Source organism: Synechococcus sp. BA-124 BA4 (assembly GCF_034931165.1).
On the sequence record NZ_JAYGIA010000068.1, the window covers coordinates 39,763 to 57,262 of the forward strand.

At 60.7% G+C, this 17,500-nt stretch carries 14 protein-coding genes and 1 pseudogene; 7 read left to right on the forward strand and 8 right to left on the reverse strand.

The genetic code is table 11. The annotated features are described in order from the left end of the window. Positions 1 to 83: 83 nt before the first annotated feature. A complete protein-coding gene (locus VB734_RS08390) occupies positions 84 to 2,297 on the forward strand; it encodes a heavy metal translocating P-type ATPase (protein WP_322781848.1) in 2,214 nt (737 codons plus the stop codon). Between the two features lie 16 nt (positions 2,298 to 2,313). On the opposite strand, the gene cadR is transcribed toward VB734_RS08390, so the two are convergent. Further along, positions 2,314 to 2,730 carry a Cd(II)/Pb(II)-responsive transcriptional regulator gene (gene cadR, locus VB734_RS08395; protein WP_322781847.1) on the reverse strand — a complete coding sequence of 139 codons (417 nt, stop codon included), beginning with the start codon at positions 2,728 to 2,730 and terminating at the stop codon, positions 2,314 to 2,316. A 222-nt stretch (positions 2,731 to 2,952) separates the two neighbouring features. On the opposite strand from cadR, the gene VB734_RS08400 reads away from it, so the two are divergent. From VB734_RS08400 to VB734_RS08410, 3 genes are read left to right on the forward strand one after another with little or no spacing between them, the layout of a single operon-like run. Continuing rightward, on the forward strand, positions 2,953 to 4,263 hold the full coding sequence (locus VB734_RS08400; protein WP_322781846.1) for an Nramp family divalent metal transporter: 1,311 nt from the start codon (positions 2,953 to 2,955) through the stop codon (positions 4,261 to 4,263). 29 nt (positions 4,264 to 4,292) lie between these two features. Next, on the forward strand, positions 4,293 to 4,913 hold the full coding sequence (locus VB734_RS08405) for a class I SAM-dependent methyltransferase (RefSeq protein WP_322781845.1): 621 nt from the start codon (positions 4,293 to 4,295) through the stop codon (positions 4,911 to 4,913). Between the two features lie 39 nt (positions 4,914 to 4,952). Next, positions 4,953 to 6,041 (forward strand): DMT family transporter, encoded by a 1,089-nt coding sequence (locus tag VB734_RS08410; protein ID WP_322781844.1) that lies wholly within the window; start codon positions 4,953 to 4,955, stop codon positions 6,039 to 6,041. On the opposite strand, the gene VB734_RS08415 is transcribed toward VB734_RS08410, so the two are convergent. Together VB734_RS08415 and VB734_RS08420 are read right to left on the reverse strand one after the other, a co-directional pair. After that, positions 6,010 to 6,216, reverse strand: a complete 207-nt coding sequence (locus tag VB734_RS08415; protein ID WP_323243244.1) for a hypothetical protein — start codon at positions 6,214 to 6,216, stop codon at positions 6,010 to 6,012. The genes VB734_RS08410 and VB734_RS08415 overlap by 32 nt on opposite strands. Next, entirely contained in the window at positions 6,213 to 6,725 is a 513-nt protein-coding gene (locus VB734_RS08420) for a hypothetical protein (RefSeq protein WP_322781843.1), read from the reverse strand. The genes VB734_RS08415 and VB734_RS08420 overlap by 4 nt, the downstream gene beginning before the upstream one ends. Before the next feature lie 266 nt (positions 6,726 to 6,991). On the opposite strand from VB734_RS08420, the gene VB734_RS08425 reads away from it, so the two are divergent. The 3 genes from VB734_RS08425 to VB734_RS08435 all read left to right on the forward strand — a co-directional run bounded on the left by VB734_RS08425 (position 6,992) and on the right by VB734_RS08435 (position 14,960). Continuing rightward, positions 6,992 to 7,177: a hypothetical protein gene (locus VB734_RS08425; RefSeq protein WP_322781842.1), complete on the forward strand. Its 186-nt coding sequence runs from the start codon at positions 6,992 to 6,994 to the stop codon at positions 7,175 to 7,177. Positions 7,178 to 7,666: 489 nt separating this feature from the next. Further along, positions 7,667 to 8,614 carry a hypothetical protein gene (locus VB734_RS08430; RefSeq protein WP_322781841.1) on the forward strand — a complete coding sequence of 316 codons (948 nt, stop codon included), beginning with the start codon at positions 7,667 to 7,669 and terminating at the stop codon, positions 8,612 to 8,614. Between the two features lie 391 nt (positions 8,615 to 9,005). After that, a complete protein-coding gene (locus VB734_RS08435) occupies positions 9,006 to 14,960 on the forward strand; it encodes a DUF4011 domain-containing protein (RefSeq protein WP_322781840.1) in 5,955 nt (1,984 codons plus the stop codon). Here the strand turns inward: VB734_RS08435 and VB734_RS08440 are convergent. The 5 genes and pseudogenes from VB734_RS08440 to VB734_RS08455 all read right to left on the reverse strand — a co-directional run. Further along, positions 14,957 to 15,762: pseudogene (locus VB734_RS08440) on the reverse strand (IS1595 family transposase); the annotation flags it as partial. The gene VB734_RS08435 and the pseudogene VB734_RS08440 sit on opposite strands and share 4 nt — an antisense overlap. Positions 15,763 to 15,846: 84 nt before the next feature. Beyond that, positions 15,847 to 16,158 (reverse strand): IS66 family transposase, encoded by a 312-nt coding sequence (locus VB734_RS14655; RefSeq protein ID WP_416238048.1) that lies wholly within the window; start codon positions 16,156 to 16,158, stop codon positions 15,847 to 15,849. Between the two features lie 91 nt (positions 16,159 to 16,249). Next, a complete protein-coding gene (locus VB734_RS08445) occupies positions 16,250 to 16,528 on the reverse strand; it encodes a galactose oxidase (RefSeq protein WP_323243245.1) in 279 nt (92 codons plus the stop codon). 90 nt (positions 16,529 to 16,618) lie between these two features. Beyond that, positions 16,619 to 16,822: a hypothetical protein gene (locus VB734_RS08450; RefSeq protein ID WP_322781839.1), complete on the reverse strand. Its 204-nt coding sequence runs from the start codon at positions 16,820 to 16,822 to the stop codon at positions 16,619 to 16,621. A 93-nt stretch (positions 16,823 to 16,915) separates the two neighbouring features. Then, entirely contained in the window at positions 16,916 to 17,338 is a 423-nt protein-coding gene (locus VB734_RS08455) for a hypothetical protein (protein WP_323243246.1), read from the reverse strand. Between the last annotated feature and the right edge of the window lie 162 nt (positions 17,339 to 17,500).

Here is a 17,500-nt window from a genome sequence, read left to right on the forward strand (position 1 = left end):
CAGCCTGCGGGCACCCAGTGCCGCCCAGACCCTTGACCCTGAAGTGACTACAGGCTGTTTGCTGGGGTCTGGATGACAGGACCATGGCGGAACATTGCTGCAGCAGCGGAACCAGCGGACAGAAGGCCGGAGCCACCACGGAACCGCAGCCGGAGCCGGCAAGCGGCAGAGAAGCGCTGTTTCGGATCAGCGCCATGGATTGCGCCACCGAGGAAGGCGAGATCCGCCATGCCCTCGCAGGTGTCGACGGCATCCGCGGCCTGAGGTTCCTGCTGGCCGAGCGCGTTCTGGCGATCGATGCCGAAGCGGCAGCGCTCAACTCAGCCCTCGCTGCGATCCGCCGGCTGGGATTCAACCCGGAACCGATCAGCACCGATCAGCGGTCGTCCGCGGCCCAGACCCGCGCTGAACGGCGCCGTGAACGGCTCCGCCTGGCGGGCTCCCTGGCGCTGGCGATCACAGCGGAGCTGCTGCATCTGGTCGTTCCCCCCTTCCCGGGCCATGAGCTGCTGGAGATCGGGATCGCCATCGCCGCGATCGCCCTGGCGGGCTTCTCCGTGTTTCGCAAGGGCCTCGCGGCCCTGCGCCAAGGCCGGCTCAACATCAATGCGCTGATGAGCGTGGCGGTCACGGGCGCCTTCCTGATCGGCCGTTTCCCGGAAGCCGCCATGGTGATGGCGCTCTATGCCGTGGCCGAGGCGATCGAAGCGCGGGCGGTGCAGCGGGCCCGCCAGGCGATCACCAGCCTGATGGCCCTGGCCCCCGATGAGGCGGAGATCCGCCAGAGCGATGGCCGCTGGCAGCGCGTGTCCGCCAGTGCTGTGGCCATCGGCGATGTGGTGCGGGTCCGCCCGGGGGAACGGCTGCCGCTCGATGGCACGGTGCTCAGCGGCGAGAGTGCGATCAACCAGGCCCCGATCACCGGCGAAAGCCTGCCGGTCGACAAAGGGCCAGGCGATGAGGTGTTTGCGGGCACGATCAACCAGGGCGGCGGCCTCGAGATCCAGGTGACGGCGCCCGCCTCGCTCAGCACCCTGGCGCGCATCATCCAGGCCGTGGAAGAAGCCCAGGCCTCCCGCGCCCCGATCCAGCGTTTCGTCGATCGCTTTGCGGCCCGCTACACCCCGGCGGTGTTCGTGGTGGCCCTGGCGGTTGCCCTGCTGGCGCCGCCCTTGCTGGGGTTCACACCCCTGCAGGCGATCTACAAAGCCCTGGTGCTGCTGGTGATCGCCTGCCCCTGTGCGCTGGTGATCGCCACACCGGTGACGGTGGTGAGCGGCCTGGCCACCGCCGCCCGGCGCGGCATCATCATCAAGGGCGGGCTTTACATCGAGGAGGCCCGCAAGATCAAGGTGCTGGCCCTCGACAAGACCGGCACGATCACCCTGGGTCAGCCCCAGCTGGTGGCCTTCTCCCCACGGCAAGAAGGGGCAGACGCTGGCGCTCTCAAACAGTGGGCCAGCAGCCTGGCGGAGCGCTCCGACCATCCGGTGTCGCGGGCCATGGCGTCAGGACTTGATGGTGACCGGCTGGCCGTGGAGGCCTTCGAGGCCCTCCCCGGAAGGGGGGTGCGCGGTGTGATCGCGGGGCGGCCGCTGATGCTGGCTAATCACCGCTGGATCGAGGAGCTGGGGCTTTGCTCCAGCGACCTGGAAGCATCGATGCAGGTTCACGAGCGCCAGGGCCGCTCGCTCAGTCTGTTGGCGGATGAAAGTGGCGTGCTCGCCCTGATCGCCGTCGCCGACACCGTTCGGCCCAGCTCGGCGGCCGCCATGGAGGCTCTGCGGGCCCTCGGCGTCACCCCGGTGATGCTCACGGGTGACAACGCAGCCACCGCCGGTGCGATTGCGGCCCTCGCCGGCATCGAGCAAGTGCGGAGCAACCTGCTGCCCCAGGACAAGCTCGAAGCGGTGGCCGATCTGCAGGCCCGCTATGGATTCACGGCCATGGCCGGCGATGGCATCAACGATGCGCCGGCCCTGGCCCAGGCGGACATCGGTTTTGCGATGGGGGCTAGCGGCACCCACATCGCCGTGGAAGCGGCCGATGTGGTGATCATGAACGACGATCTGATGCGCGTACCGGAAACAATCGCCCTCTCTCGCCGCACCTTTCGCATCCTGCGCCAGAACATTGCGCTGGCGCTAGGAATCAAGGCCATTTTTCTGGTGCTCACCGTGGCCGGAAATGCCACGATGTGGATGGCGGTTTTCGCGGACATGGGCACCAGCCTGATCGTGATCGCCAATGGCCTGCGGCTGCTTCGCACTCCCACGCTTGGCAAGATCAAGGGCTGAGTGTGGTCAGAAACGATCAGATCTGAGCCTTGTCGATTCGAGCCGAACGGTTTAACTCCATGAGGATGGCGCAGGTCTTCACCTCATCAGGTTGCGGACAAAGCCCTCTGAGATCCCGCAACTGATGCTGAAGCTGGCGTAGTTCATCGACCCGCACATCGACCTCGGCCATCTTCTCGTCCAGCAAGGCGTTCACAGTCCGGCAGCTGCCGGCTGGTGCGTCCCGCGCCCCGATCAGGATGCGGACCTCCTCCAGGCTCATATCAAGGCTGCGGCAGTAGCGGATGAAGCGCAACTGCTCCACATGCCGCGGCGAATAGAGGCGGTAGTTTCCATCCGTGCGCTGCGGCACCGGCAGCAAGTGCTCTCGTTCGTAATAGCGGATGGATTCGATCTTTACCCCGGTGGACCGTGCCAATTCGCCGATCTGCATGGATTCATCCCCTTGGGTTGGCAAGTCGGGCGGGCAAGACTCCCTGGCGCAACGCTAGGCCCTTGACCCTGAAGCCACTTCAGGCTGTTCGATGGCTGGATCTCTTCCTCTCGACTTCTGAGCTGGCGGTAATCCCTTCCCCATGGCGGGCTCAGGCCAGCCATGCCCCAGCACGATCTCAGCCACCCTCGCCTTACCCTCCAACTCCGCTGGCATCGCTTCGTGCCTGATGCACCGCTCGGCACCGTCTCTCGCATCGACGCGCAGGCCGTGGAGGTGCCCGCCGGCCTGGGCATGCTGCGAACCTTCCTGCGGGTGCTCGGCCCTGGCTACCTGGTGGCCGTCGGCTACATGGATCCGGGCAACTGGGCCACCGACCTGGCGGCCGGGTCCCAGTTCGGCTATCGCCTGCTGTGGGTGATCGGGCTCTCCAGCCTGATGGCGATGGTGCTCCAGTCGCTCTGCTGCCGGCTGGGCATCGCCACGCGGCTGGATCTGGCCCAGGCCTGCAGCCAGCTTCTGCCGCGGTTCTGCCGAATTCCCCTCTGGCTGCTGGCCGAGGTGGGCATCATTGCCTGCGACCTGGCCGAGCTGGTGGGCAGCGCCATTGCCTTGCAGCTGCTCTTTGGGCTGCCCTTGCTCTGGGGGGTGGGGCTCACGGCCGCCGACACCCTGCTGCTGCTGGCTCTGCAGCGCTTCGGGATTCGGCGGCTGGAGGCCCTGGTGATCGCCCTGGTGGCTCTGGTGGGCGGTTGCTTCGCGGTCGAGATGCTGCTGCTCCAGCCCGACTGGGGCCAGGTGGGCCAGGGCTTCATCCCCCAGGCCGCGAGCCTCAGGGACGGGCAGCAGCTGTTTCTGGCCGCCGGCATTCTCGGGGCCACGGTGATGCCCCACAACCTCTATCTGCATTCTTCGTTGGTGCAAACCCGCCGTTGGATCGGCGGGGTGCGGGCTCAGGCCAGGGCCCTGGCTTACAGCACCTGGGACACCCTGATCGCCCTCAGCCTGGCCTTTCTGATCAATGTCTCGATCCTGGTGCTGGCCGCCGGCAGCTTCTACGGACGGCTACCGCAGCCAGTCACCGACCTCAGCGAGGCCTACCGGCTGCTGACGCCGATGCTGGGCACCTCCCTCGCCAGCGTGCTGTTCGGGGTGGCCCTGCTGGCGGCGGGCCAGAGCTCGACGCTCACCGCCACCATGGCCGGCCAGATCGTGATGGAGGGGTTCCTGCAGATCCGTCTGCCGGATTGGAAGCGGCGACTGCTCACCCGCGGCCTCGCCCTGATCCCGGCGATGACAACGGTGATCCTTTTCGGGGAACGGGCCACCACGAATCTGCTGGTGCTGAGCCAAGTGGTGCTGTCGCTGCAGTTGCCCTTCGCGGTGATCCCGCTGGTGTGGTTCTGTGGGCGGCGCGGCCTGATGGGCGAACTCAGAGCACCGCTCGCTCTGCAGGCCGCGGGCTGGCTGTGCGCCAGTGTGATTGTGATGATCAACCTCTCCTTGCTCAGCGCGGTGCTGCGGGGCGGCTGAACTGTTGACAGCAGCTTCTGCGTGGGCCCATGACGAGCAAAAACCACTGGGAGACGATCTACGCCACCAAGGCTCCTGAGTCGTTGAGTTGGTATCAAGCCCATGCCGATGCCTCACTCCGGCTGCTTCAGGCAGCCGGCCTGCCACTAGATGCGGCGATCATTGATGTGGGCGGCGGGGCCTCCACGCTTGTGGATGACCTTCTGAACCTTGGCTATCAACGGATCACGGTTCTGGACCTTTCCGGCACGGCACTGGCCGTGACCCGCGAGCGGCTTGGCGTTCACGCGGCTGCGGTGCAGTGGCTGGAGGCCGACATCCTCACGGCTACCCTGCCCGACCATGCCTATGAAATTTGGCATGACCGGGCGGTGTTTCATTTCCTCACCAGCCCCGCCGATCAGCAGGCCTATATCCGGGCCGTGCTGCAGGCGCGCAAGCCTGGTGGCACTCTGCTCCTGGCAACCTTTGCAAAAGATGGCCCCACCACTTGTAGTGGCTTGCCTGTGGTGCGGTACAGCCCTGAGAGGCTCCAGGAAACCTTGGGGACTGCATTTTTGTTGCTCGGGCATGAGCGGTCTCGCCATCGCACACCAGGCGGCGCGGAGCAACACTTTCTGTCCTGTCGGTTCCAACGGACTTCCCCATAGTTTTGCAATAGAGCCCGTCCGGTTGCTGTGGTGAGCCTGATGACCTCCCAGACGCGAGAACAGCGCCGCGGCTGGCTGTCGGGCCTGCTCGCTGCCGCGCTGTTCGGCTCCAGCGCTCCGCTGATCGGCAGCTTGAGCCACGGGCTATCCCCCGTACTCGTTGCGGGTGTGCTGTACGCCGGTGCGGCGTTGGTGCTGTTGCCCCTGGCCGTGGCCGAGGCCCCGACCAGCCGCCACGCTCCGATCCAGCGGCAGGATCTCCCCCTGTTGGGGCTGATCACCCTGCTGGGCGGCATCGGCGGTCCGATCGCCCTGGTCAAGGGCCTGGCGCTGCTCACCCCGGGGGCCTCGGCGCTGCTGCTCAACCTGGTGGCGGTGTTCACGGTGCTGATCGCCGTGGGGGTGGGGAAGGAGCATCTCGGCCGTGACGGCTGGACGGCGGCCGGCCTGACGCTCACCGGAGCCCTGGTGCTCTCGGCGGGTCCCCTGGGCGGCAGCCAATGGCAGGGCGTGCTGTGGATCGCCCTGGCCTGCCTGTGCTGGGGCATCGACAACAACCTCTCCCAGCGCCTCAGCCTGCGCAACCCCCTGCAGATCTCCGCCGCCAAGGCCCTCGGGGCTGCCCTGCCGATGCTGGCCGTAGCCCAGCTGCAGGGGCACCCGGTTCCGTTCATCTGGATGAGCGCCGCCCTGCTCGGCATCGGCAGCCTGGGCTATGGCGTGTCGATCTGGCTCGACATGGTGGCCCTGGCCTCCCTTGGCGCTGCCAGGGAAGCCGTGGTCTTCTCCACCGCTCCCTTCCTTGGCGCTCTGGTGGCGGTGGCCCTGCTGGGTTCACCGCTCAGTCCATTGCTTGTGCTGGCGGCGTCTGCCATGGCGGTCAGCACAGGCTTGCTGCTGCGATCCAGCCATGGCCACTGGCACCGCCATGCCGAACTCGATCACCAGCACCGGCACTTCCACGCCCCTGTCGGTGGCGATGCTCACCACATCCATCACCACCGACCGGAGGATCTCGCGGACATCGAGCCTGACCAACCCTTCTGGCACAGCCATCGCCACCGCCATGACCCGCTGGCGCATGAGCACCCCCACGTCAGCGACTTGCACCACCGCCATCAGCACTGAGCCGTCCGCTCTGCCTACGCCTCAGATCCGGATCAATGACCAGCTCTGAGCTGATCAGCTCCAGCCGCTGGTCGGTGCGCTCCCAGCGGGTCGGGCAAAAGCGCAGCACCTGGCAGTCGTCGCTCAGCCAGCCCTCCTTTGGCGTCAGGGGGTCACGAGGTGAGGGCCGGCTCATGCCTCGGTGAGTCGGGCCTCGATCAATCGGCAGCACTCCTGCACGTCGCTCGCGCTCTCCACCCCCTCGCCGAGCGAGCAGAAGAAGTCTCGCCACAGCGCCGGCACCGCCAGCAGGATCAGTGGCCATCCGCCGTTGAGTGCATGGGCGGCTTCTGATGCTGTGCCGGGGCCTCCGCCCCCGCAGATCACCACCACATCGGCGCTGAGCACGTTGATCACGTTGCGGGCCTCGCCCATGCCCGTGAACAGGGCCAGATCCAGTTCCGCGGTGTCTTGCCTGTTGTCACCGTTCCCTTCATCGGGCAACACCCCCACTACCAGGTGCCCCTCCACCCGAACGGCGCCGCGGCTGGCCGCCGCCATCACCCCCGCCGGGCGGCCACCGGTGAGCAGCACCCACCCCCGGGCGCTGATGCACTCACCGAGCTCTTCGGCCAGACGCATGGCCTCCGCTGAGGCACCGTCCCCCGCACCCATCACGCCCACCACCGTTCGCCGGTTGCTCATGCCACCTCGGGGCACCAGCCACGCTGGCGCGTCATGTCGTCGGTCCAACCCTGACAGCGGCGGGTGAGGTGCTCCCCATGGGCGAGCAGACCTTGGTGCAGCTGGCAGGTGAGCAAAGGGATGCAGTATCCCCCCGCGTGGTGCCGGAACCAGCGGCAGGTGAGGCAAGCCTGGCGGCTGCGGCTGGGTCGCCGGACACCAGCTTGAATACTCGATGGATCGAAGGGAGATATGAGATGGCACTCTGGTCCCGACGCGCTGATGTGATGGTTGAACCGGACCCTCGCGCCTCCCGCCTGAATGAACTGCGCCTGCGTCTGCCGGGCCTGGTGCGAGGGATTCAGGAGCCAGGGATCACACGCGAGCGGAAGTCTGAGCTGGCGGCCGAATATGAGCAGGTGCTCGGCGCAGTCCTGGCCCTGGCCGATGAATTGGACGTGCGCACCGAGTGAGGGACCCTGACGACCGCCTAGTCCGCCGTGACGCCATGTTGTTGGAGATGGCCAAGATCTTGGCGGAAATCCGCGCCCCCTCCTCAACGTCAGAGAGCGTGTGGAGCTGTTGAGCCACTTAGCGGAGCTGCGCCGGATCGTGCTGGCACTGGGCGATGAGGCGACGACTGACTGAACCACCGGAGCACTCGCTCACTACGCGAAAAGGTGTGTACCTAGACCTGATTCCACCTGCGGTCCAGAAACGCTTTCTAGGGAACCGTGGCCTCCATCTCATCCAAGAAGCGCTGGCGACGCGTCCTCTTTTAGGCGAAGAGCTGCTCGTAGTCCGTGATGCCCAGCTGGAGGGGGTCGGCCATCCGTTCCAGTCTCAGCCTTGGATCTGGAGTGATTTTAGTTGGTTTTTCAGAGGTTCCCAAAGACCAATGATTTAGATTGACATTTTGCATTAGACCTATTAGTCTGAGTCTCACTTTACACCGCTTGATTGTGAACCAGTCCACTCTACGCCTTAGATCAAGTGATAAACCTTGGCAATGGGCGGTCCTCTTTACCCTATTTTCTGTTGCCACAGTTCCCTTCTACTGCTTTACTCGCAAGACGTGGAAGCCATTTGTATATGTCTTCGCAAGTATTAGCAGCGCCCTCGTCCTATGGGCGCTTATTATCGGAATTATTGAGGGTTTTACTGTCGGCAACTACCAGGAGGCCCCAATTGCCGAATCCCTGCTATACATTGGGTGCATTGCGGCAATATATGGAGGCGGATACTACTCAGTCCACAGTCTACGAAAGAGTGCTGTAGCCACTATTCGCGGTTCCGCAAGTTCGGATGATCGCGATATTGCTCTAAGTCCAACTTCTGAAGCAGATCTGACTGGTTCAACTGACTCGGTTTCTCCACGCCAGGCAGCATTAACTTCATCCCAACGATTTGCTGTGTTGATTTCCAGTATAATCGTGCTGTTGATTGGTGGTTACGCTGTTCACACAACTACAGTGGAGGCGACAATCAAGGCGAATCCAGTGCTCTCGGCGGTCGCCAAAACAGGCACAGAAGTCAAGATAAAGCACTTCGATTGCGGTGATATATATGGATACTATGATTCGTCGATTGATACCCTTCAAATATGTACTGCTGTTCATGACGATCAACTCATAAGTTCCAAGGAGTCAACGATCAGGCATGAAGCGTGGCATTTAGTTCAGGCGTGTTCTGCGGTCAAGAGCAAGGATGATGAATGGGGAAGATTTGATCTTGTTAGTTCGCCCCTGCTTGCTACCAAATCGTTGACCGCTGACGAGAACAGATATATTTCGGAGAACTACGAAGAACGGCAACGATCTGTCGAGTCAGAGGCGCTTTTGGCTGAATCTCATTTGACAGACGGTCAGATAATCCAGGCGATTAAAGAGAAATGTTATTTTCCTGAATAAAGAGTTGCTCTCATAATTCTTTTGCGTCAACTGCAGTGAATCTCATGCCTTTCCGCCACCATCACTGTCAAGATAAGTGTACCCCTGCCTGAGAAGTTCCTGTGCACTGCTCCAGGTCCCATTCCCTCTACAGCATTATTCCCTGCTGCCGTCGTTGCATGGCCTTGTCGAGGACCGGAATTATAAACTAATAAACTGGACTAACATCAAGATTCTCCAGGCACGACTCCTCAAGGTGTGGACTAGACATCCTTGTCACCTTACCTGTAGGTGATTATGAGCGTTGTGCGGATGAGAAGCTGGCGACGTCTCCGCGCCAATCAAGCGACATATTGATATATGTGTTAAAGTAAGATGGAAACTAAGTCTAAAGACCAAGGAGCGCTAGAGGATGTCGAGAGCATCGACAGATGTCAACAGCTATCTTCTGCCCACGCTTGAGGGGTTTCGCAACAAACTTCTGGATCTGACGTCTAGGAATAATCTTCTCAATCTCTCGCTCACGAGCAAAAGAACAGCGAGGCTGATGCGATTTGTTGCTTGTGACCCTCAAGCGATACTCAACACTCTTTGCTCCGGATACACACTCGAGCTCAAGCCACTTCCCGATCCTCCAGAGGAGGAAGAGAAGATGTTGGAAGGACAAGAGTTCATGGCTGCACTTGTTCAGGCTCGGGAGCAGGATCCGCTCTATAAGCAGATTTTGGCCGATAGTTCAGGAGATAAAGATTTCAGCCCGGCGCTGGCCCAGGCAGAAGAGCGCATACGCTCGTCGGTGAGAGATGAATTCGAACAAGGCGGCAAAGGCAGTACGACGAAGAACTTGGCCAAATGGGCAGAAGCTCAGGGGATCAATCCCAGCTACGACTTGGCCATCGCAGACAAGATCCCTCCAAGCAAGAATGGATCATTGCAAGTTTTGCTACTCGCACAAAGGCTGGAGCGCCTCGCAGAGGGCATGCGCAAGAACGCACGCAGTTCGATCGAAGAAACAGGAAACAACATCCTCTACCTGGCCTTTGGTTGTCTGGAGTGGTCGGAGAAGAACAAGTCGTTCTTTGCCCCCTTGATCTTGCTGCCGGTCGAACTAATAAAATCCACCACCCGTGGTGGAGCCAAGAGTTTCTCTTTGCGGGGTACTGAGGATGCTCCTGTTGGCAATGTCACCTTGAAGGAACGCTTGCGGCGTGACTTCTTGATTGATTTCCCCCTGCCGAACCTGAACGAAGATGGTGGAGACCTGAAAACATACTTTGATCAGGTCGCTGACGCCGTGGCCGAGTTGGAAGGTTGGGCAGTACGCCCAAACCTAAACCTTGCACTGCTCAATTTCAGCGGTCTGGGCCTCTATCAGGATCTTGATCCCAAGATCGTCCAGTTGTCACCACTGGTGAAGGAACTATTGGCAGCAGAGATGACGGATGTAGAGAAGGACAGTGAGTTTGAGGATGTGGCAGATGATGCTTATGTGGATCATCCATCAATTGTTCAGAAGGTTCCGATCTTGATCACCCAGGCCGATGCCAGCCAATTCGCAAGCATCGCCGATGTGATGAGTGGTCGTTCAATGGTGATCGAAGGTCCTCCGGGGACCGGTAAGAGCCAGACCATCACCAACATCATTGCCAATGCCCTTTACTCCGGCAAGCGAGTGTTGTTTGTAGCCGAGAAGAAAGTAGCCCTGGACGTGGTCTACACCCGCCTGGCGGAGGCTGGTCTCAAACCTTATTGCCTGCGCATTGCTTCTGATAAGACCAACAAGCGAGAGGTCTATGACGAGCTGGGCGAGAGGCTACTGATGCCTAGGCCTAGCCCTCCTCGACGCGATGCGGCCCTTGGTGAATTCAACCAACTGCGTGATCAGCTGAATTCCTTTTCGGAGCTGCTCAACCAAAGTCACGGCGCTGAGGAGGAGAGTCACCAGGAGTTGCTCTGGGTTGAAGTCAAGCTGAAGAAGGAATTACAGGCTGCTAACCTTAATCTTGCTAAACTTAAGGTCGACTTGCCGTCAGCAACGGCCTATACGCGTCCACAAGTTGAGCAGGTTGCTGAAATCTATGGCGAGTTGGCCGTTCTTGTCGCCTCAGTGGATTTCGATGAGCTGTCTGACGTCTTCATGGCCATCGGGGTTCGTCCGGGGGATCCTCTTGGTCGTGATCAACTGTTCGATCAGGCCCAGCGATGGGCTGATGCCGTCAAGGACCTAACAGAATTAACGGGGCAAGGGGAAGACCTAACGGGTCTCTCCATTCAAGCTTTGCGCCATCGGGCCCGCGACGAAGCAGCAGCCATTTCGAAGCTCCCTGATCCATTGCCGAGTGAGCAAGAATCTCTGCTCCCCTTGTTCTCCAGTCATGAGGTTTTCGGAGTGGCCCAGGGTTTGTTGCAGGCTTTGCGAGCTGAGCAAGCCAGTGCAGACAAGCTGGCTTCCAGCTTCGTTCGGATTCCAGATCCGCTGCCCGACGCCGCCCATATCAGTGATTTCGTGGCTAGGTGGAACGGTTGGTCTTTGGGTCAGTTGGCCATGCCGCTGACAGCGGGTGAACGAGAGCTTCTGAGCCAGCGCCTTGAACTCCTGGGTGATCGGGTGGAAAGACTCCAAGTGGCCTGTGACTCGACAGGTGTTGGCCTCGGGGTTGATCAGTGCAACCATTCCTCCATTCGGTCCCTTGCCGCTGTACTTGATTATTTAAAAACTCTGCCTGATTGGGTGTTGGAGCATCGAGACCAGCCAGTCTGGAAGGCTAATTCCGACGAGTTGCAGGATCTTCTGACTCGCTTTGCCTCGTTGCACGAGCAGCGGAAGTCCCTAGGCCTGAGCAAGTCACCATTGGCTGAAACGAGCTCCTCGGCTCAACTCAGGCAAGCCTCCGAAGTTCTCCAACAGTGCAGTAAGAGGGGGATGGCAGCTCAGCTCCTGAGTTCATCTGCAGCCACGGAGTGGGGTCTAAGGATTTCTGGTGTCCAGGCGTTGTTGGACCGGATCCACATTGCTATTGAGCGGGGCATCGCGGGCAAGAGCCTCAACATCTTCACCATTGAGCAGTTGCTGGCGTTGCCAACTGTGCTTCATGCCGTTGCTGTCTTGAGGCCCAACGCCTTCCAGCATCGAGGCGGCCAGTTGTGGAATGCGCCCTTGGCCACCATGGTCTCCACCCTTGAAGCCAAGAATGAATTGGAGCGAACACGCAGTGAGCTTAATCACCAAGGCTTGAGTATCCCCACCGATGTCGATGCCCAGAAGCTGCGGGAGGAGGCTGAGGTCTTGGAAACGAGGAAGGGGGTACACAAGCTGCTGAGCAGCTTCGCCGGCTCCTACAAGCGAGCGTCCGAGCTGGCTGAGAGACTAGGGGCAAAGGAAGAAGTCCATAGGCCACTTGCCTTGCGGCGGCTTGCCGATTTTCTTGATCAGCTCGAGAGTTACCCGCTCGAGCTGGAGTCGCAATGGTGTTCAGACGGCCTGACCCTGAGGGAGGCCGTTGCCGTGGCCCAGGAGCTGGCTGCTTTCAAGGATCACCTCAGTAGTCAGGCAGCGACTGCCGTCTTTCTCCCTCTAGCTCGCACGGCACCCCTTGCTGACGTCAAGGCGTTGCTAACGGACTTTGAAGGCGGGCTGAACGGGGATCTCAATGCGCTGGTTACTAATGAGCTGTGGGCGGGTAAGGCCGTGGGGGGCATGTCGTTGGCTGAGCTGCGCAGTCAGCTCGAAAAAAGCCGTAGGGACCAAGAACTGTTGGAGCAGGCGAAACCCTATGCGGCCTGGGCAGTGGCCGCAGGCATCAAGGACGGGAATGAGATGGCGGGTTGGTTCGAGAATGTCCTGCGGTTCCAGGAGCTTGAGTCCATCTTCCCCAAAGCGGAGTTTGAAGCCATTGTTGGTCCAGCCCCTGATCTTCAACGTCTTCAGGAGGTGGTGACGGCAGCAGCGACCTACAAGGGACTGTTGAGCGCGGACCGATTGGGCAATCTGGACCCTCTACTTCTGGGCCTTCCCAAGCCAGAACTGGAGCGTATTAGCGGGCTTGTCGGTCGCCAGCTGATGCCTCTGCTGGGACAACTGTTGGCGGAAGAAGAGGTCGTCCCCCCGGGAGCGGAACAACAACCGATGGGTCCGTTACTGGTCGCGATTCGGCAGATCATCACTGACTATCACAAGCTGCTCAAAGACTGGGTAGCGATCGGTCTGCAGGACGGCTTGTCGAGAAGCGCCTTGCTCGAAACACCTCTGGATCTTGAACTCCATAGTCGCCGCCAGGCTGTGGTGATCAGTGCTACCTCTGATCTGCGTCAGGAACTGGGTCCTGATCTTGCCGGAACTCCACACGAAATGTTGCGGGCTGTGCTTACCTGGATTGTCCAACTCCGTGAACGGCGGCTTCCATTGTCCATGGAACAGCGCTGCCTGGAGCATGGCTCGGCTGGATACATCGGCACGGAACGCCTCCGAGGATTAGCTCTGGTCAGCACCGTCGAGCGAGAGGAGCAAACAGCCCTGCAGTTCGCCACAGTGGCCAAGTTCAGTCCGCAGCAATTGTGTGGCGACTCGGTGAAGGAGGTGGAGGGGTTGCTTCATGAGGAGTTGACCCTCTGGCTCGCGTCGCTACTTTCCCTGCGGGAGGCTTTTCCGCAGTGGGTTCGCTTCCATCAACTGATGGAATCTTTGCCAGGCAAAGCCGATCGATGCCTGGTGCAGGCGCTAATGGACGGGAGCATCCCACCAGCACACTGGAGCCCCATCCACCACTGGAACCTGGTGCGCAGCAAATTGGGCGAAATCTCAGAAGCCAGCCCTGCCCTCAAAAGTCTTCAAGCCGCTGACCAGATAAACCGGCGGAAGCGGTTTCACCATACGGAAGAACAGCTCATGCAACTCGATCGCGTTGAAGTGATCGCAAAGATCCACCGCGATCGTGACGAGCTACCCATTGGCATCGACCAGGGCCGACGGGGAGAGTTCACAGAGATGGGCCTGATTGATAACGAAACCAGCAAGCAGAAGCGGCATCGCCCCCTGCGCCACCTCTTCCACTACGCCGGCCATGCAGTTCGGGGCCTGAAGCCCTGCTGGATGATGTCGCCCTCCACCGTCGCCTCGCTGTTGCCGCGTGAAGAAATCGAACAGTTTGATCTTGTGATCGTGGACGAGGCCTCTCAGATGCCACCTGAGCGTGCCTTCGGGGTGATTAGCCGCGCTAAACAATGCGTCGTTGTCGGAGACCCCAAACAGCTACCACCTACCAGCTTCTTTCAGCGCAGCTCTTCCTCTGAGGAGACAGAGGAGTCTGAGGATGTGGACACTGAGGCCCTCGATGAAGAATCGATCCTCGATCTCTGCACCAAGAGCTTCAAGCCAGCGAGGAGGTTGAAGTGGCACTACCGCTCCCGCCACGGCAGTTTGATTGCATTCTCAAATCGTCAGTTTTACAAAAACCAGCTAGTTATCTTTCCCTCCTGTGGTCGTGATTTCGCCATCAACAGACATCTCGTGCAAGCCCCTCGCTATGTGAGGAGTATCAATCTGCCTGAAGTAAGTCTGGTATGTGATGTGGTGCTGGAGCAGTTGGAGCTACATCCGAAGCGCAGCCTGGGTGTTGTGGCCATGAACGAGTCCCAGGCAGAACAGATTGCCGAACAGCTGGAGACGCTGTCCATCCACCACCAGGAATTGCGCCGTCGTCTTGATCTGACCGATAGCAGCGAAGAGCTGTTCGTGAAGTCTCTGGAAAAGGTACAGGGGGACGAACGCGACACCATCGTCATTTCCACCACCTATGGCCCGTCGGAGCCAGGTGGTCCCTTAGCGATGCGTTTTGGCCCGATCAACCAGGGCGGTGGTCACCGGCGCCTCAACGTGCTTTTCACGCGTGCCAAGCACGGCATTGAGCTAGTCACCTCCATGGAGTCCAGTCAGATCCACCCCACAGCCACGTCCAGTCCTGGCGTTTATGCCCTGAAGGATTACCTCAAGTATGTGGAGACCAGGAGCCTGGATACGGGCCGCCAAACCGGACGCCCACCTGATAGTGAGTTTGAGGTGGTGGTTGCCGAGGCTCTTGAACGCCATGGCTATCAGGTCGAATGCCAGGTCGGGGTGGCCAACTACTTCATTGATCTGGCCGTACTCCATCCGAAGCAGCCGGATCGCTATCTCCTGGGGGTGGAGTGTGATGGAGCTACATATCACTCCGCTAGGGCTGCACGTGATCGCGACAAGTACAGGCAGTCGGTTCTGGAGAATCTGGGTTGGGAGATCTACCGGATCTGGTCAACCGACTGGTTTGAGAATGCTGAGGACGAAACCAGCAAGCTGGTAGCTCATTTAAAGAGCATAAGCACTCTTGATTAGGTAGCTAGCTCCGCACTTCTCAAGATGCGTTCCGGTCGAGCGCCGCAGCTGCAGATGGCATGAACCACGCGCTCGGTCATCGTTGCCAAGTCGAAGCGCCGGTTGAAGCGGTAATTGAAGGCACCCAGGTAGCGATCAGCGTACTTATCGAATTTCAGGGCATGGAAGGTGCCGCTGATGCTGGTTTTCAAGTTGCTGAGCACCGTGTTGATCCAGCGGAATTCCGGCAGTTCATTGGGATGACGTCCTTCCACGACCACAGCTTGATGGAGGCAACCGACTTCTGTCACGGCGCGGAAGCAGGAAAGCCCATCTGACATCACCTTACATCTTATCGCCAGTGAATCCTGTGCCCAGTCAGCGATGGCGGCAAACGAGAACGTGGCCACGGTGGCAAGCTTCACGTGCCTGGGGTGGCACGCATCATCGAGAGAGACGGCTGCCACGATCGGCACCTTGTTCTCTGATCCACGACCAGCTTGCCACCACAGCGTTCTCAGCCCAGGTAGGCATCATCCACCTGTACCTTTCCCCGCAGGACATAGGCCCCATCCCGCTCCTTCATCGCCTGCATGATCTTGTTGTGAACCAGCCATGCCGTGCGGTAGTTCACGCCGAGATGGCGCCTCAGCGCGAGTGAAGAGATGCCAGTCTTGGCCTGGCCCACCAGGTAGAAAGCGAGGAACCAGGTGGTCAGCGGCAACTTGGTCGCCTCCAGGATGGTTCCGGCCGTAAGGGTGGCCTGATGGCGGCAGCTCCGTCATTGATAGCGCTTGTGGCGCCTGCTATGGATCAGTCCGTGTACCTGTTCAGAGGGCGAGACGCCCAGGCACACCAATCCAACCTGGATCGTTGGCGATCGGGGCAGCGTGTTGGTCAGACGCCATCAGTGATCCGGTAGCAATGAGGGCATCACGCCACCGCGATGATGGGCAATCCAGGCCTGCTCCAGGACCTGCCAGATATCCCGGCCCTGTTGCCGCAAGGTGGTGGTGGCCGTGAGCAGTCGGCTGCGGCAGACGGCACCGTTTGCGGACTGGACGTCAAGGCTGTTTTTGCGCTGGTTGACCGACTGGCGCAGTGCTCTTTCGGCAGCGTTGTTGGTGGGTTCGATGCCGGGGTGATCCAGAAAAGTCCACAGGGCTCCTTGTGTTGCATGAGTTGCTGGCAGGTGCGCGCTGTCTGCGCTCTGAGCGATGACTCACTCCATGTGTCAACCGCTGACGCTGCGGTCGGTGCTCAGGTCAGGGCAGACAAGCAACTCGGCCCCGCAAGTGATGCCTGGCCGCTCATGCCACCTCAGGTGCCCAGCCCCGCTGGCGCGTCATGTCGTCAGTCCAGCCTTGGCAGCGGCAGGTGAGGTGCTCCCCATGGGCGAGCAGACCTTGGTGCAGCTGGCAGGTGAGCAAAGGGATGCAGCTCATTCCGGCGTGGTGGCGAAACCAACAGCACGTGAGGCAAACCTGGCGGCTGCGGCTGGAGGCCAGCACGTCTTGATCGAGATATGGCCAGTCCTCGACGGAGCTGGAGCGGGAGGGCACAAGGCTGGATAGAGGGATCGGCGCCATGACGACACATTAGTGCGAACACATGTACTAGCGCCTGTTGGTTCGACCGTCACCCTCCTGTGCCAGCTACCTCGGTGCCCGAGGCTCTCCTCAGGCCGCCAGGGGTGCGTCGGCATCGCTGCCGATCTCCAGCTCTTCCCATGCCCGCCGGTGGGCCGCGGTCTGCGCGCTGCTCCACGGATGAGAGGCCGGGTGGCGTCGCGCCACCAGCCGGGCCAGGTCCCGCCGGCTTCTGGGTTTGGTATTCAGGCCCAGGGCAGCCAGGGCTGTCCTGGACTCCGTTGACGGTCCCATGGCTGCCATGGATCAAGCGTGGGAAACGGGTGCTTGCGCCTGCTTCGACTGAAGCAAGCCGAGGACCTTGACGGATCCCCTGACTCGGCACCTTCACCCCCCAGCCAGGGTGACGTTCACGACCGCACCGCCCTGGACCTCGATCCGCTCGATCGCAGCCATCACCTGCCGGCGTACCGCGGCACTGGTATAAAGGTCAGGCCCGATGGTTGGCAGCAGATGCGCCAGCCGCTCAGCTGCTGCCTTGCGTCCTTGCTCCACTTCCACCGACTGCCGGACGGTGGCGGCAGAGGCAGCCAGTTTCGACTCCAGGGCGACCACGGCGGATCGCAGTTCAGGCAATCCAGTGGTGACGGCCAGTGCTCGGGTCTGCTCCAGCTGCGTGACCAGCGCTGGGTCAATCTCCGCCTCCTTCAGCGGAGCGCCACCGATCATCAACGCCGAAACCCGCTCAGCTTCCGCCACCAACAGCGGCATCAACTGTTCGGCGACGATTAGGTAGGCGGGTCCGCGCAACTACATAGGCGGGTCTCAAGACGCGACAACAGGGCTCCGATTCCGGTCTGGAGCGTTGTCATGCCCGCCCCTTTGTCGTTGCGGATCAAGGAGCGGTATATGGCCAAACGGGCCCAGGGCCTCAGCCAGCAGATCGCCGCTGATGGAGCCGGTATTTCGGTG

Excerpts from the sequence above, each read along its gene's own strand:
- VB734_RS08390 (WP_322781848.1), top strand. The coding sequence starts at position 84 with ATGGCGGAACATTGCTGCAGCAGCGGAACCAGCGGACAGAAGGCCGGA.
- cadR (WP_322781847.1), bottom strand. The coding sequence starts at position 2,730 with ATGCAGATCGGCGAATTGGCACGGTCCACCGGGGTAAAGATCGAATCC.
- VB734_RS08405 (WP_322781845.1), top strand. The coding sequence starts at position 4,293 with ATGACGAGCAAAAACCACTGGGAGACGATCTACGCCACCAAGGCTCCT.
- VB734_RS08410 (WP_322781844.1), top strand. The coding sequence starts at position 4,953 with ATGACCTCCCAGACGCGAGAACAGCGCCGCGGCTGGCTGTCGGGCCTG.
- VB734_RS08415 (WP_323243244.1), bottom strand. The coding sequence starts at position 6,216 with ATGAGCCGGCCCTCACCTCGTGACCCCCTGACGCCAAAGGAGGGCTGG.
- VB734_RS08420 (WP_322781843.1), bottom strand. The coding sequence starts at position 6,725 with ATGAGCAACCGGCGAACGGTGGTGGGCGTGATGGGTGCGGGGGACGGT.
- VB734_RS08425 (WP_322781842.1), top strand. The coding sequence starts at position 6,992 with ATGGTTGAACCGGACCCTCGCGCCTCCCGCCTGAATGAACTGCGCCTG.
- VB734_RS08435 (WP_322781840.1), top strand. The coding sequence starts at position 9,006 with ATGTCGAGAGCATCGACAGATGTCAACAGCTATCTTCTGCCCACGCTT.
- VB734_RS08445 (WP_323243245.1), bottom strand. The coding sequence starts at position 16,528 with ATGGCGCCGATCCCTCTATCCAGCCTTGTGCCCTCCCGCTCCAGCTCC.
- VB734_RS08450 (WP_322781839.1), bottom strand. The coding sequence starts at position 16,822 with ATGGGACCGTCAACGGAGTCCAGGACAGCCCTGGCTGCCCTGGGCCTG.